This is a genomic window from Mesorhizobium sp. M1006, assembly GCF_040318825.1.
Taxonomy (GTDB): domain Bacteria; phylum Pseudomonadota; class Alphaproteobacteria; order Rhizobiales; family Rhizobiaceae; genus Mesorhizobium.
Window position 1 is genome coordinate 1 of sequence record NZ_JAMYMZ010000025.1, and the last position, 14779, is coordinate 14779.

Annotated in this window: 11 protein-coding genes; 10 read left to right on the top strand and 1 reads right to left on the bottom strand. The window is 61.2% G+C overall.

The window, feature by feature from the left end:
• The first annotated feature begins 185 nt into the window (after positions 1–185).
• From NKH60_RS21940 to NKH60_RS21955, 4 genes are read left to right on the top strand one after another with little or no spacing between them, the layout of a single operon-like run.
• On the top strand, positions 186–1193 hold the full coding sequence (locus NKH60_RS21940; RefSeq protein ID WP_352452370.1) for an ABC transporter permease: 1008 nt from the start codon (positions 186–188) through the stop codon (positions 1191–1193).
• Position 1194: 1 nt separating this feature from the next.
• Positions 1195–2328: an ABC transporter permease gene (locus NKH60_RS21945; protein WP_352467677.1), complete on the top strand. Its 1134-nt coding sequence runs from the start codon at positions 1195–1197 to the stop codon at positions 2326–2328.
• A gap of 10 nt (positions 2329–2338) precedes the next feature.
• Complete coding sequence (locus tag NKH60_RS21950; RefSeq protein WP_352817371.1) at positions 2339–4006, top strand: ABC transporter ATP-binding protein; 1668 nt, start codon at positions 2339–2341, stop codon at positions 4004–4006.
• A gap of 21 nt (positions 4007–4027) precedes the next feature.
• The gene (locus tag NKH60_RS21955; RefSeq protein ID WP_352832111.1) at positions 4028–5398 is read left to right on the top strand and encodes an alpha-glucosidase/alpha-galactosidase; all 1371 of its coding nucleotides are present in this window, start codon (positions 4028–4030) and stop codon (positions 5396–5398) included.
• A 26-nt stretch (positions 5399–5424) separates the two neighbouring features.
• Here the strand turns inward: NKH60_RS21955 and NKH60_RS21960 are convergent, their stop codons facing one another.
• Positions 5425–6627, bottom strand: coding sequence for an ROK family transcriptional regulator (locus NKH60_RS21960; protein WP_352473205.1), 1203 nt, complete (start codon positions 6625–6627; stop codon positions 5425–5427).
• Positions 6628–6870: 243 nt separating this feature from the next.
• Here NKH60_RS21960 and NKH60_RS21965 point away from each other — a divergent pair, with 243 nt between their 5' ends.
• From NKH60_RS21965 to NKH60_RS21990, 6 genes are all read left to right on the top strand, one after another.
• A complete protein-coding gene (locus tag NKH60_RS21965) occupies positions 6871–8142 on the top strand; it encodes an ABC transporter substrate-binding protein (protein WP_352817265.1) in 1272 nt (423 codons plus the stop codon).
• Between the two features lie 71 nt (positions 8143–8213).
• Positions 8214–9098: a carbohydrate ABC transporter permease gene (locus NKH60_RS21970; protein WP_352832108.1), complete on the top strand. Its 885-nt coding sequence runs from the start codon at positions 8214–8216 to the stop codon at positions 9096–9098.
• A complete protein-coding gene (locus NKH60_RS21975; protein WP_352541684.1) occupies positions 9098–9949 on the top strand; it encodes a carbohydrate ABC transporter permease in 852 nt (283 codons plus the stop codon). The genes NKH60_RS21970 and NKH60_RS21975 overlap by 1 nt, the downstream gene beginning before the upstream one ends.
• A 61-nt stretch (positions 9950–10010) precedes the next feature.
• A complete protein-coding gene (locus NKH60_RS21980) occupies positions 10011–11150 on the top strand; it encodes an ABC transporter ATP-binding protein (protein ID WP_352541683.1) in 1140 nt (379 codons plus the stop codon).
• Positions 11151–11168: 18 nt separating this feature from the next.
• Positions 11169–13310 (top strand): beta-galactosidase, encoded by a 2142-nt coding sequence (locus NKH60_RS21985; RefSeq protein WP_352873301.1) that lies wholly within the window; start codon positions 11169–11171, stop codon positions 13308–13310.
• A gap of 223 nt (positions 13311–13533) precedes the next feature.
• Positions 13534–14775 carry an acyl-CoA dehydrogenase family protein gene (locus tag NKH60_RS21990; RefSeq protein WP_352850809.1) on the top strand — a complete coding sequence of 414 codons (1242 nt, stop codon included), beginning with the start codon at positions 13534–13536 and terminating at the stop codon, positions 14773–14775.
• Positions 14776–14779: the final 4 nt, after the last annotated feature.

Sequence of the window (14779 nt, forward strand, 5' to 3'; positions counted from 1 at the left end):
ATTTTTTAAAACCACCGTGTTTTCCCCCAAGTCGTGCCGCGCCACCCGGGTCAATCGGGCCCGTTTCACATTTTTTACCCCCCGCTCACTTAAAACCCGGCCGCCCCCTGTGGGGGGGCCCGGACAAAGCAAACCTCCGTACGCTCAAAGAGAGCGACCGGCCAGACAAGGAAGCGGACCGACCGATGTTGCGATTCCTGCTCACGCGCATAGCGTCGGCGATCCCGGTCCTCGCCATTCTGAGCCTGGTCACCTTCGCCATCATCCAGGCGCCGCCGGGCGACTATGCCGACTACATCCGCTCGCAGTTGATCAATCAGGGCGGGGCCTCATTCGCCGAGGCCGACGCGCAGGCCAAGGCCTATCGGATAGAACACGGTCTCGATAAGCCGCTGCCCGTCCAGTATTTCAACTGGATCGGCGGCATCATCACCCGCGGCGATTTCGGCTACAGCCTCTATTACAACAAGCCGGTGGCCGATGTGGTGGGCGAGCGGCTGCCGCGCACGCTGCTGCTGGCGCTGGTGTGCCATCTGCTGGCCTCGGTCCTCGGTATCACCTTCGGCATATGGGCGGCGACCAGGCAGTACAGCTGGATCGACAGTACGCTGTCAGCGATTTCCTTCCTCGGCATGACGGTGCCGCGCTTCCTGATGGCGCTGATCATCGTCTATCTGCTGGTCTTCCAGTTCAACGTTTCCGAGATCGGCAGCTTCTTTTCGCCGCAATTTGGCGGGGCGCCGTGGTCCTGGGCGAAGTTCGTCGATCTCGTCCGGCATGTCTGGCCGGTTGTCGCCATCGCCACCTTCGGCGGGCTCGCCTACAACATGCGGGTGATGCGCGGCAATCTGCTCGACACGCTGAACGCGCAATATGTCGAAACCGCTCGCGCCAAGGGCCTTAGCGGCGGTGCGGTCGTGATGCGCCATGCGGTGCCCAATGCGCTGCATCCGCTGGTCATGTATCAGGGCGTGGTGCTGCCCTATATGCTGACCGGCGAGATCGAGACCGCGATCATCTTTGCCCTGCCGACCGTCGGCCCGGCGATCGTTGGCTCGATGGCGGTCGGCGACGTCTATGTCACGGCGACATTCATGATGGTGCTGTCGGCGACGCTGATCGTCGGCAACATCATCGCCGACATGCTGCTCGTCATGCTCGATCCGCGTGTGCGCCAATATGCAGGGTCCTGAGATGCTTGCTTTCGAGCCCTCGCTGCCGCCACTTGCCGAGGAACCGGCCAAGATCAAGCCGCGCGGCAATGAGAGTTACATCGCACTCGTCTGGCGCCGCCTGAAACGGTCCTGGACCGGCATGGCCGGGCTCATCCTGGTCGCGTTTCTGGTGCTGCTGGCGGTGTTTGCCGACTTCTTCGCACCGATGGATCCCAAGGTGACCGATGTCGGCTTCGCCCCGCCGCAGATGATGAGCTTCCATGACAAGGACGGCAACTTCGTCTTCCAGCCACGCGTCTATGCCCTGGCGGATTCGGAAGACCTCGACCCGGTCACCTTCCAACCCGTCGTCGGGCCGGACTACGACCATCCGCGGCTGCTCGGCTTCTTCGTCAAGGGAGCGGAGTACAGACTGCTCGGCCTGCTTCCCGCGAACCGGCACTTCTTCGGCTCGACCGACGGCCAGCCGGTGCACTTCCTTGGCACCGACAAATTCGGTCGCGATGTGCTGGCTCGTGCGATCTATGGTTCGCGCATCTCGTTGATGATCGCATTGACCGTGGTCTTCATCGTCACCGTGATCGGCACGACGGTCGGCATGGTGTCGGGCTATTTCGGCGGCACATTCGACGTCTGGGTCCAGCGCTTCGTCGAACTGGTGCTCGCGTTTCCGCAATTGCCGCTTTATCTGGCGCTGACCTCGCTGGTTCCGGTGACGGCGCCGACGAATGTCTTCCTGGCCTTCGTGATCGTTGTCATGTCGGCACTCGGCTGGGCGCAGATGTCGCGCGAAGTGCGCGGCAAGACCCTGGCACTGGCGCGGATTGATTACGTTCGTGCGGCGATGGCGGTCGGCGCCACAGATGGCCGCATCATCATGCAACACATTTTTCCAAACGTGATGAGCCACGTGATCGTTGCGGTCACGTTGGCAATCCCCAGCGTGGTTCTGCTCGAATCCTTCCTCGGTTTTCTCGGCTTCGCGGTGAAGCCGCCGCTGATCTCCTGGGGCCTGATGCTGCAAGACACCGCGACGTATTCGGTCATCGGCACCTATCCCTGGATCCTCTCACCGGTCGGCTTCGTGCTTGTCACCGTCTTCGCGTTCAACGCGCTTGGCGATGGACTGCGCGATGCGGTCGATCCTTATTGAGCATGAGATGATGCAACACGCGCTCGTCAAATCCTTCGCACCGCCTGTCCGGCTCGACCATGACGGCCGTTCGGAAAACCCGGTCATTGATGCCCGCAACATCGCCGTCGATTTCAAGGTCGAACACGGCATGATCGAAGCCGTCAAGGACATCTCCTTCCAGCTCTATCGCGGCGAGACGATCGCCATTGTCGGCGAGTCGGGATCGGGCAAGTCGGTGACGGCGCGCACCGTCATGGGACTGTTGTCGAAGCGCGCAGTCGTGTCGCCGAAATCGACTGTCGAATACAACGGGGCCAACATCCTGAAATTTTCCGAGCGTGCGCGGCGCAAACTGCGCGGCGACCGCATCTCGATGATCTTTCAGGAGCCGATGAGTTCGCTTAACCCGATCTACACGATCGGAAGCCAGATCGTCGAGGCGATACGGGTGCATCGCAAGATGAGCCGCAGGCAGGCCGAAGCAAGAGCGCTCGAGCTGCTGCAGCAGGTACAGATTCCTGAGCCCCAGGCGCGGCTGAAACAATACCCGCACCAGCTTTCCGGCGGCCAACGCCAGCGTGTGATGATCGCCATGGCGCTGGCCAACGATCCCGATGTGCTGATCGCCGATGAGCCGACGACGGCGCTCGACGTCACGGTTCAGGCGCAGATCCTCAATCTCATCCGAAACCTGCAGAAGAAACTGCGCATGGCGGTGATCCTGATCACGCATGACCTGACCGTGGTGCGGCAGTTCTCCGACTATGTCTACGTCATGCAGCATGGGGAGATGCGCGAGCACAATGTGACGGAGAAGCTGTTCGCCAATCCGCAGCATCCCTACACCTGTCACCTGCTTGCCTCCGAGCCGCGCGGCCAGGCAAATCCGTTGCCGGAAGGCGCCGACGTTATTCTTGAAGCTAGGAATGTGCGCGTCTCCTTCATGCTGCGGCATGGCACGTTCATGAGGCCGGACCTGCGCGAACTCGTTGCCGTCGACAGCCTCAGCCTGACCCTTCGACGGCACGAGACGCTGGGTCTCGTTGGGGAATCCGGATCGGGCAAGACCACCTTCGGCGAGGCGTTGCTCAGGCTCAACACCACCGACAGCGGCGAGATCTATTTCGATGGCCAGCCGATCCATGGCTGCTCGCGGGCGCAGATGCGGCCGTTGCGGTCGCGCATGCAGGTCGTCTTCCAGGATCCGTTCTCGTCGCTCAACCCGCGCATGACGATCGGCCAGATCATCGAGGAAGGGCTGGTCGTCAACCGCATGGGCGCCACCAGGAACGATCGGATCGAGCGGGTGCGCGAGGCGCTGATCAGCGCCGGCATGCCCGGCGATATCCTCTCGCGCTTCCCGCACGAGTTTTCCGGCGGCCAGCGCCAGCGTATTGCGATTGCCCGCGCCGTCGCGCTCGAACCGGAATTCATCGTACTCGACGAGCCAACATCGGCGCTGGATCTCTCGGTCCAGGCGCAGATCATCGAATTGCTGCGCAAGCTGCAGCGCGAACGGGGCCTGAGCTACATCTTCATCTCGCACGACCTCAAGGTCGTGCGGGCGCTGTGCCACCGCGTCATCGTCATGCAGCACGGCAAGATCGTCGAAGAGGGGCCGGTCGACGAAGTCCTGTCCCATCCCAAGACCGCTTACACCGAACGGCTGGTCAAAGCCGCTTTCGAGGTAGCCTAATTGCTTATGCCGGAGGTTGTTGTGGCAAGAAATCCCAAGGTCGCTTTCATCGGAGCTGGCTCGACGGTGTTCATGAGGAACATCGTCGGCGACATATTGCAGCGTCCGGCTTTATCCGGCTCGACGATCGCGCTGATGGACATCAATCCGCAACGGCTCGAGGAAAGCGCAATCGTCGTCGGCAAGCTGATCTCGACGCTTGGCGTAAAGGCCAAAGCCGAAACCTATTCGGACCAGCGCAAGGCGCTGGCGGGCGCCGATTTCGTCGTCGTCGCCTTCCAGATCGGCGGCTACGAGCCCTGCACGGTAACCGATTTCGAAGTTCCGAAGAAATACGGGCTGCGCCAGACCATCGCCGATACGCTCGGTGTTGGCGGCATCATGCGAGGCTTGAGAACCGTGCCGCATCTCTGGAAGATCTGCGAGGACATGCTCGCGGTCTGCCCGCAGGCGATCATGCTGCAATATGTCAACCCGATGGCGATCAACACCTGGGCGATCGCGGAGAAATACCCCGACATCAAGCAGGTCGGCCTCTGCCATTCGGTGCAAGGTACGGCGATGGAACTGGCGCATGATCTCGATATTCCCTACGAGGAGATTCGCTACCGCTCGGCCGGCATCAATCACATGGCCTTCTACCTGAAGTTCGAGCATCGCCAGCCGGACGGCTCCTACCGCAATCTCTATCCGGATCTGCTGCGCGCCTACAGCGAAGGGCGGGCGCCGAAGCCGGGATGGAATCCGCGCTGCCCGAACAAGGTGCGCTACGAGATGCTGAAGCGCCTCGGTTACTTCGTCACCGAGAGCTCCGAACATTTCGCGGAATACACGCCCTATTTCATCAAGGACGGGCGCGAGGATCTGATCGAGAAGTTCGGTATCCCGCTCGACGAATACCCGAAGCGCTGCATCGAGCAGATCGATCGCTGGAAGGGGCAAGCGGAAGCCTATCGCTCGGCTGACAAGATCGAAGTGGAGCAGTCGAAGGAATATGCGTCCTCGATCATGAACTCGGTCTGGACCGGCGAGCCGTCGGTGATCTACGGCAACATCCGCAACAATGGCTGCATCACGTCATTGCCGTATAATTGCGCGGCCGAGGTGCCATGCCTCGTCGACGCCTCCGGCATTCAACCCACGTTCATTGGCGACCTGCCGGTGCAGCTCACCGCGCTGATCCGCACCAATATCAACGTCCAGGAGCTGACGGTCCAGGCGCTGATGACCGAGAACCGCGAGCACATCTATCACGCGGCGATGATGGACCCGCACACGGCGGCCGAGCTCGACCTCGACCAGATATGGTCGCTGGTCGATGATTTGCTGGTTGCGCATGGCGACTGGTTGCCGGCATGGGCGCGTGGAGCGCGCAGCGTTCGGGCAGCCTGAGGCGCAGGGCTGTCTATTTCACTCGCCTATGCCGACCATAGGGCCGGCTTTGAAAGCGGAGCGGCGTTGCCGGCAGATGTTTCGAAATCAAAGAGCTTCTGCGTCACGAGTGCAGCCGCCCCTCTTGCCCAGGAATTGTCCTCCCAGTCCAGCAGCATTGGTGGTGCCGCGCGAAAGGTATTTTTCCCAAGCGTCAGCCGCATTGGGCCAAACAGCGCATCGCCAAACGACACGGCTTCACCACCGACGACAATGACCTCCGGGTCGGTGATGTTGACAAGATTGGCGAGATGCCGGCCGATGCCATGTCCCGCTTCCTCGAGAATGGCGACGGCTCGCGGTTCGCGGTCTGCCAAGGCTGCCATAAGGCTGACTTTGCTATCCGTTTCGTTGTGCCCCGTGGCTTCGCGCCAGGTGCGCAGGATCGCCGGCTCGGCGTAATAGGCCATCAAGCAGCCGCGCTTTCCGCACTCGCAAAGGCGGCCGTTCTCCTCATATGAGGTGTGGCCGAACTTGCCGGCGGCACCGTTCGCGCCGCGATAGAGTTTGCCATCGAAGACGAGCGCGCAGCCGATTCCGACGCCGATCGCCAGCACAGCCATATTGCGGTGCTGGCGTCCCAGGCCGAAGAGTTGCTGGGCAATGGCATAGGCATTGGTGTCGTCCTCAAGCCACACGGGGACGTCTACCAGTTCGGCCAGCATCGGGCCAAGGGGAACGTTGTCCCAGTTGTAGCGATTGCTGCGGATACACACAGCCTTCTGGTTGTCTATGACGCCAGGCATTGAAATGCCGATCCCGGCAAGCTTGGCAGCGGGCCGATCGACAATGGAAATCAGCTCCGGTACCGCCTTGGCCAAGGTCGCTATGATGTGGTCGGGATCGCTGTCCGAGAGCTTGACGCGCAGAGAGCCCAGCGGATTGGTCGCAAGATCGGTGACCACGCATTCGACCGATCCGACCATCAGCTTGAAACCTATGGCAAGGCCGTTGGCATAGTTGATATCCACCGGGATAGGGCGGCGCCCAGCCGAGCCCACGACTGTCTTGCCTTCGATCAGCAGGCCATCCTCGATGAGGTCGGCCACGACGAAGGTGACCGCTGCCGGACTAAGGCCGGTAACTGACGCAATGTCGGCCCGGCTGCGCGCTCCTTCCTGCCGCAAGAGATTGAGGATCAGTCTGCGGTTCATCGCCCGAGTCGTGCTCGGGTCACCCTTGAGCTTCACGGATCCGCTTTCTTAATTTTGTAAATTAATTATTGCCTCTCGAGAAAACATATGCATAAGTTTGCCCGACTGTTCAACACCCGAACCGGGGGTCAGCGAAATTAATCCGGTTAGCAATGTCACCGCGCTCTGAAGGAGCGGGCAAACATATTCCCTTGCCCGGGAGGTGAGCCGTGCCGTTGAGAAGAACAACCGCGCCGGCCGGTGTGCCAGTAGAGAATTGACAACACGGGAGGAGTAACAATGACGTTCAAGTGGATTGAAAAGCCGTCGACGCGGCGCAATTTCCTGAAGGGAGCTGGGGGGATTTCCGCTGGAGCCCTCGCGGGCTTCCCGATGCCGGCACTCAGCCAGTCGAGCGAAGTCACCATCATTTCCGACGAAAACAATGCCGATGCCCTGCGGATCTTGCGGCGCATCGCGGCCGACTTCGAGAAGCAGTCCGGCACCAAGGTTGTGATCAACAATATGGATCACGAGGCCCACAAGACCGCGATCCGCAACTACCTTGTCGCCGGCGCGCCGGATGTCTGCTTCTGGTTCTCCGGAAACCGCATGCGCGCCTTCGTCACTCGCGGCCTGTTCGACGACATTTCGGATCTGTTCGAGAAGGAAAAGTACAAGGACGTGCTGGGTGCCACGACCGGTGCCGTCACTGTCGACGGCAAGCAGTATGGCCTGCCGACTGGCGGCACGATGTGGGGCATGTTCTATCGCAAGGACGTCTTTGCCGAGCACGGACTGACGGTGCCGGCGACCTGGGACGAATTCCTTGCTTACGGCCAGAAGTCCAAGGCTGCCGGCCTTATTCCCGTCAGCATCGGCACCAAGGAACTCTGGCCGGCGGCCGGATGGTTCGACCAGATGAACCTGCGGATCAACGGTCTCGACAAGCACTTTGCCTTGATGAATGGCAAGATGGCTTACACCGACCCGGCGCTGACGCCTGTTTTCGACCACTGGGAAGAGCTGATCAAGCAGGGTTTCTTCACACCGGATCAGACGTCGTTCGGCTGGCAGGAGGCCGGCGCCTTCCTCGCCCAGAAGAAGGCCGGCATGATGAACCTCGGTGCCTTCGTGAAAGCTACTTTCCCTGAGCAGGATCTCGAGCAGCTGACATTCGCCCCTTTCCCGAAGATTGACGGCGCCCTCGACCGCTACGAAGAATTCTCGGTCAATTCGGTCCACATCCCGGCCAACGCCAAGAACAAGGCGGGTGCCCGCGAGTTCCTCGAGTTCTTCTACCAGCCGGAAAATTTCGGCCCTTATCTGGAACCCGGCGGCAACGTTCCGCCGCGCAACGACCTTCCGGCCAGCAAGGACCCGCTGGTCAACGCGGCTGTGGAAAGCCTGAAGACGGTGGCCGGCACGTCGCAATATTACGACCGTGACACCGATCCCGACATGGCCCAGGCCGGCCTGGTCGGCTTCCAGGAATTCATGGCCAAGCCGGAGCGCCGGGACGCCATTCTTCAGCGTCTCGAGGGAACCCGTCGCCGGATCTTCAAGATCTAGCGCCTCCCAGCGGAGGGGAGCGGGGTTCGTACTCTGCTCCCTGATGCTTTCCGTGAATGAGGTCTCCCAAAATGACGAAGCTTTGGCGCCGCCATCGCTGGTGGCTGACACCGACACTTCTGATCCTGCCAGCCGCTGTGCTGTTTTCCGTCGTCATTCTGGCATCTGCGGTCGAGAGCCTGTGGATCAGCCTGCACGAATGGGACGGCTTCAGCCCGATGGTCTGGATCGGCCTCGGCAACTACCGCGAACTGTTTGCCGACCCGCAGTTCTATGTTTCGCTGAAGAACAATCTGATCTGGTTGGTGATGTTCATGCTGGCGCCGCCGCTCGGCCTCGCCATCGCGCTGCTCGTCAACCAGAAAATCCGCGGCATGCGCCTGCTCAAATCGCTGTTCTTCATTCCGCTGGTGCTGGCTTCGGTTGCCGTCGGCGTTGTCTTCACCTGGGTCTATACGCCGGAATTCGGACTTCTCGCCCTGATCTTCCGCACCTTCGGCGCGACCGCCCCGGCAGTGCTGTCGGATGAAAACTTCGTCACCTTCGCCGTCGTGATCGCAGCGTTGTGGCCGCAGATCGCCTTCTGCATGGTGCTCTATCTCGCCGGCCTCAACAATCTCAGCGAGGACCTGATCGGCGCCGGGCGGGTCGACGGCGCCAGGGGCTGGAACATGCTGCGCCACATCGTGTTGCCGCAGCTGACGCAGGTCACCTTTATCGCCATCGCCGTCACCGTCGTCGGCGCACTGCGTTCCTTCGACATGGTCTCGGTGATGACCAGCGGCGGCCCCTTCGGTTCGTCCGAGGTGCTTGCCTATCAGATGTTCGAGCAGTCCATATTTTCCTACCGCTTCGGCTATGGCGCGGCCATTGCCTCGGTGCTGTTCGTGATCATGGCGGTCTTCATCGCCTGGTACCTGGCGCGGATGATCCGCGCCGATGAAAGAGGCGGCTGATGTTTCCCCGCCCGATTCCCGAGACTGCTATTTGGCAGCGCGGCCTCTATGTCGTGCTGGTGGTCGGCATCCTGATTGTCTGGCTGGCGCCGCTCTTTGCCATCATCCTTACCTCGTTCCGCTCTACGCAGGATGTAATGGGCGGCAATCTGTGGGGCTGGCCGACCCAATTCGGCCTGGTCGACAACTACACGGCGGTCTTCACCCAGACACCGATGGCCCGCTACTTCCTCAACAGCCTGACGATCACCATTCCCTCGGTGATCGGCGTTCTCATCTTGAGCACGCTCGCCGGGTTCGTGCTCGCCCGTTACCGGTTTCGCGGCAACATGCTCGTCTTCGCCCTGTTCGTCGGCGGAAACTTCCTGCCGCACCAGATCATGATGATCCCGGTGCGCGATCTCATGGTGCGGCTCAACCTCTACGACACGATGGCGGCCCTGATCATCTTCCACATCGCCTTCCAGACCGGGTTTGCGACACTGTTCATGCGCAACTTCATCGCCGCCTTGCCGGGAGAACTGTTTCAGGCCGCCAGGGCCGAGGGCGCGACGCCGTTTCAGACATTGGTACATGTCGTGGTCCCATTGGTGCGGCCGGCTCTCGCGGCGCTGGCCATCCTGCTCTTCACCTTTATCTGGAACGATTATTTCTGGGCGGTCGTGCTCACCATCAGCGATACCGTCAAACCGGTAACCGCCGGCCTCGCCAACCTGCGCGGCGAATGGGTCTCGGCCTGGAACCTGATCTCGGCTGGCACCATAGTCGTGGCTTTGCCGCCGGTTGCCATGTTCTTCCTAATGCAGAAGCACTTCATCACCGGCCTCACCATGGGAGCGGTCAAGGGATGAGCGACCATGGCTTCAAGGCGTCGCCCACCCGACCCGAAACTGATTTCGCAAGCAGGGCTCCATGACCAGTCTTGAACTCCGGCAGATACAAAAGAATTATGGCAGCTACCACGCGCTGCGCGGCATCGATCTCAGCGTCGAACAGGGCGAGTTCATTGTCACCGTCGGGCCGTCCGGCTGTGGCAAGTCAACGCTGTTGAAGATCATCGCCGGGCTTGAAACCGTCTCGACCGGTAAGATTTTGATCAACGGCCGTGATCTCACCACCACCGAGCCGGGTGAGCGCGGCATTGCCATGGTCTTCCAGTCCTATGCGCTTTACCCGCATATGACCGTCGCCGAGAACATGGGTTTCGGCCTGCGCATGGCGCATCGCCCCAAGGCCGAGATCGATGCCGCCGTGCTGCGAGCCGCCAAGATCCTTCGCATTACCGACCAGCTCGACAAGCGGCCGAAACAGCTTTCCGGCGGCCAGCGTCAGCGTGTGGCCATCGGCCGTGCCATAACCCGCTCGCCCGACGTGTTCCTGTTCGACGAACCGCTATCCAACCTTGACGCAGCGCTGCGCACGCAGATGCGCGTCGAGCTTTCCGATCTGCACGCCAGGCTCGGCGCCACCATGGTCTATGTCACGCACGACCAGACCGAGGCGATGACAATGGCGAGCCGTATCGTCGTGCTCAATCGCGGCTCGGTCGAGCAGGTGGGCGCTCCGCTCGAACTCTATCGCAATCCGGCCAACCTTTTCGTCGCGGGCTTCCTCGGCGCACCCCGGATGAATTTTTTCGAAGTGACCGTCGCCGCTGTCTCCGGCGGCGCCGCCACGCTGTCGACCGCCGGTCTTTCTCCTTTGACTGTCGAACTGACGGAAGCGGCATCCGTACAGGTCGGCGATAGGGTGACGATGGGGATTCGGCCGGAGAGCATCAGCTTGGCCGCGGAAGGGACAGCGAGTTTTGCAGGACGGGTGCGGCTGGTCGAGCATCTCGGCCGCGAGACCATCCTCTATGCCGACGCCGGCCCGCTGCAATGCGTCAGTTCTGAAAGCGGCAGCGGCAACGTCACCGTCCAGATCGGCCATGCGAGCGCCGTCGCTGCCGATGCGACCGTCGGCTTCAAGGTCGAGCCGCGTGACGTCTATCTCTTTTCCTCTGTCGATGAGCGGACAATCAGTGCCCGCAAACCCACCATCACCGACTGATCTGCAGGAGTATCCTTCGTGAACAAGACTTCAAGAGGCCGCGCCCTGTCGGTCTGGCGCACGATCCAGACCGACCGCTTTCTGGTCGGCGCGCCGCATTACCCCGAGCATGTGGACGAGAGTTACTGGGACAATGACGCCAGGCGCATGGCCGAGGCCGGCTTCAACGTCGCCCGCCTCGGCGAATTCGCCTGGCACATTTTCGAACCGCGTGAAGGCACCTTCGATTTCGACCTGTTCGACCGGGCAATCGAGGGCCTCGCGCGTCACGGCGTCAACACGATCCTGTGCACGCCGACCGCCACCCCGCCGCGCTGGCTGACCGCAAAGCATCCGGAAATCCTGCGGCTTGATGGAAATGGCCGGTCGATGGGCCACGGCTCGCGCCAGTATGCCGACACCAGCAGCCCGGTGTTTCGCGACTATAGCCGCAGGATCACCAACGCGATGGCGGACCACTACCGCGACAACGCAAATGTCATTGGCTGGCAGACCGACAACGAACTCAACACCAGCATGCCGGAATCCTATTCGCCGTCGGCATTGAAGGAATTCCAGGCTTACCTCCAGGAAACCTACCAGACGATAGACAGGCTGAACTTCGCCTGGGGTGGCGATTTCTGGGCGACGGCTTACGGCCATTTCCGCGAAATTGTCTTCCCGCTGGATTTTTCCCCGTCCTTTCCCGGTCCCGGTCACCTCCAGGACTACCACCGTTTTCTCGCCTTTTCGACAGCACGGTTCCAGCACGACCAGGTCGAGATCCTGAGAAAAGCGAATGCCAGTTGGTTCATCTTCCACAATCTCGGCGGATTGCGTGACATCGACTTTCGCGGCCAATTCTCCACCGATCTCGACTTCGTCGGCTACGACATCTATCCGTTCCTCTATGACGAGTTCTTTCGCCTCGGCAATCACGCCAAGATCCAGGCGCTGCATCTCGACATCTGCAGGGGATTTTCCGGCAACTACATAGTGCCGGAACAACAGTCGGGTTTTGGCGCCCAGCCGGGCTTCTGCACGCTGACGCCGGAGCCAGGCGAAATGCGACGCATGGCGATGTCGTCGGTTGCGCGTGGCGCCGATGGGATCATGTTCTTCCGCTGGCGTCCCGCACATTTCGGCGCCGAGATATACTGGATGGGCATCATAGACCATGATGATGTCGCTCGCCGCCGCTATGACGAAGCCAGGCAGTTCGCCACCGAGATGACGGCGCTTAAAGACAAGATCCTGGGCACCCATGTGCGGATGGATGTCGGCATCGCCGGCTCGGACTTCGACAATCAGGAAGCCCACAAGACCTTCCCCATCGGCCTGCCAAGTCCGCAGGATGATGCAATCTTGCTGCATCAGTATTGCTATGACCGCGGCATCGCCTGCGGCTTCATCCACCCGGAAGACGATCTGTCGAAGCTCAAGGTGTTCTACGTGCCGCATTGGGTGATCTGGAAGGACAGCTGGACCGAGCGGCTGCAAGTCTTTGCCGAAAATGGCGGTACCGTCATCATCGGCGCGCGCACTGGAACCCGCGACGAAAACAACCACGTCATCCGCGAGACAGCGCCGGGCCGGTCGCTGTCGAAGTTGACCGGCGTTCGCGTCGAGGATTTCGGGCGGCTGGCGGCACCTGGGGCCAATGGCCTGTTCAATACGATGTCGCGCTCCGGCGGGCTCGTCATTCCTCCCGACAGACCGGCCGAATCCAGCCGCCGTATCCGTCGTTTTACCGTCGGAAACCACGAGTTCGATGCCGGTTATTTCTATGAGAACCTCGCAGTCGAACCGGAAGTCGAAATTGTAGGGGTTTGGTCGAACCGCTACGCGGCAGGAACGCCTGCAATTACCTCCCGCGCCGTCGGCAAGGGCCGTGTGCTCTATGTCGGCACTTATCTAACCCCGGAGCTGACAGCTCAACTCGCTAAGCGCACTTTCGTGGATGCGAATGTGGAGCCTCTGGTTCCGGATCTGCCGGACGGCGTCGAGGTCACGATGCGCGAGAATGACGAACGCCGGCTGCTGTTCGTGCAAAACATCAAAGACACGCCCGTTGCCGTAACCGGCGTTCCCTTCGGCAGCAACCTGCTCGATAGCCAAGGACCTGTCTCCGGAGTGTTGACGCTGGACGGCTATGGCTGCGCTGTCCTCGAATTGATCTGAGCATTGTCGCGGACGTTAGCGATACGAAACCTGAGCACTCTTTGATCCTGGAATTCGACCGGCATCGGCAGCACGCCGGCATCGATCCATATCGAACCGGCGCTTTGACGTGCGCAAGGAACGGCCGGCGAACTGCTGTTGCTCCCATTCAACGACGGCAGTTACACTACCGGCGCGACCATCGGAGCCGATGGCGGCATCTCGTTTCATCCTTGTGAGCGCCATGAATTTCGACATTTCCGTCCGAACCGAGGCCTTCCGCAGCCGGATCGCCGATTTCGTCGAGCGCGAAATCCTGCCGCTCGAGGCTGACAAGGCTTGCTATGACGGCCATGGCAATATTGCACTGCCGCTGCTTGAAACGCTGCGCGGCAAGGCGAAAGCAGCCGGCCTGTGGTGCCTGCAGCTCAAACCCGAGACCGGCGGGGCCGGCCTTTCCAAGGTGGATATGGCCGTCTGCTATGAAGAGATGAACCGCTCGATCTTCGGTCCGGTCGTGTTCAATTCCGCGGCCCCCGACGATGGCAATATGATGATGCTGGAACGGTTGGGAACGCCTGAGCAGAAGCAAAGATGGCTGAAACCGATCGTCGAGGGCAAGGTGCGCTCGGCCTTTGCAATGACGGAACCGCACCCGGGCGGCGGCTCCGACCCGTCGATGATCATGACCAGAGCCGAACGGCGTGGCGACAGATATGTCGTCACAGGCCGCAAATGGTTCATCACCGGCGCGCAAGAGGCGAGCCACTTCATTCTCATTGCGCGCACTTCGGACGATCCGCGTCACGGCCTTTCGGCCTTGCTGTTCCACAAGGACCAGCCGGGCTGGCGGATCGTGCGGCGCATCGAAATCATGGGACCGGAAGAACATGGCGGCCATTGCGAGCTGGAGTTCGACGGCCTGGAAGTCCCGGTCGAGGACGTGCTTGCCGGCGAAGGCAGCGGCCTCCGGGTTACCCAGGTCCGGCTCGGTCCGGCGCGGCTCACCCATTGCATGCGCTGGCTCGGTCTTGCCAAGCGCTGCATCGAGATCGCGCGCGCCTATGCCGCCGAGCGTAGCGGTTTCGGGCAGCTTTTGGCCGACCGTGAGAGTATCCAGCTGTTGCTCGGCGACCTTGCCATGCGCATCGAGATCGGGCGGCTGCTGGTGATGAAGGCGGCCTGGGAGCTCGATCGCGGTGGCTTTGCCCGCAAGGAGGTCTCCATGGCCAAGATCCAGGTCGCCAACGTGCTGCATGACGCCGCCGACGTGGCGATCCAGATCAACGGCGCCCGCGGCTATTCGAAAGACACTGTACTCGAATGGATCTACCGCTACGCCCGCCAGGCTCGCCTGGTCGACGGCGCCGACGAGGTCCACAAGATGGTGCTCAACCGCTTTCTCAACGAGGAAGGTGTGGGCTTCTGGCGCTGGCATGTCGAAGCCGGCAGACAAGACGAAACAGGTCGCGGCGGGAACCGCTGAGCCG

Bases quoted from the DNA above. Each gene is read 5' to 3' on its own strand.
- NKH60_RS21940 (WP_352452370.1), top strand. From the start codon at position 186: ATGTTGCGATTCCTGCTCACGCGCATAGCGTCGGCGATCCCGGTCCTC.
- NKH60_RS21975 (WP_352541684.1), top strand. From the start codon at position 9,098: ATGTTTCCCCGCCCGATTCCCGAGACTGCTATTTGGCAGCGCGGCCTC.
- NKH60_RS21950 (WP_352817371.1), top strand. From the start codon at position 2,339: ATGCAACACGCGCTCGTCAAATCCTTCGCACCGCCTGTCCGGCTCGAC.
- NKH60_RS21990 (WP_352850809.1), top strand. From the start codon at position 13,534: ATGAATTTCGACATTTCCGTCCGAACCGAGGCCTTCCGCAGCCGGATC.
- NKH60_RS21965 (WP_352817265.1), top strand. From the start codon at position 6,871: ATGACGTTCAAGTGGATTGAAAAGCCGTCGACGCGGCGCAATTTCCTG.
- NKH60_RS21980 (WP_352541683.1), top strand. From the start codon at position 10,011: ATGACCAGTCTTGAACTCCGGCAGATACAAAAGAATTATGGCAGCTAC.
- NKH60_RS21945 (WP_352467677.1), top strand. From the start codon at position 1,195: ATGCTTGCTTTCGAGCCCTCGCTGCCGCCACTTGCCGAGGAACCGGCC.
- NKH60_RS21970 (WP_352832108.1), top strand. From the start codon at position 8,214: ATGACGAAGCTTTGGCGCCGCCATCGCTGGTGGCTGACACCGACACTT.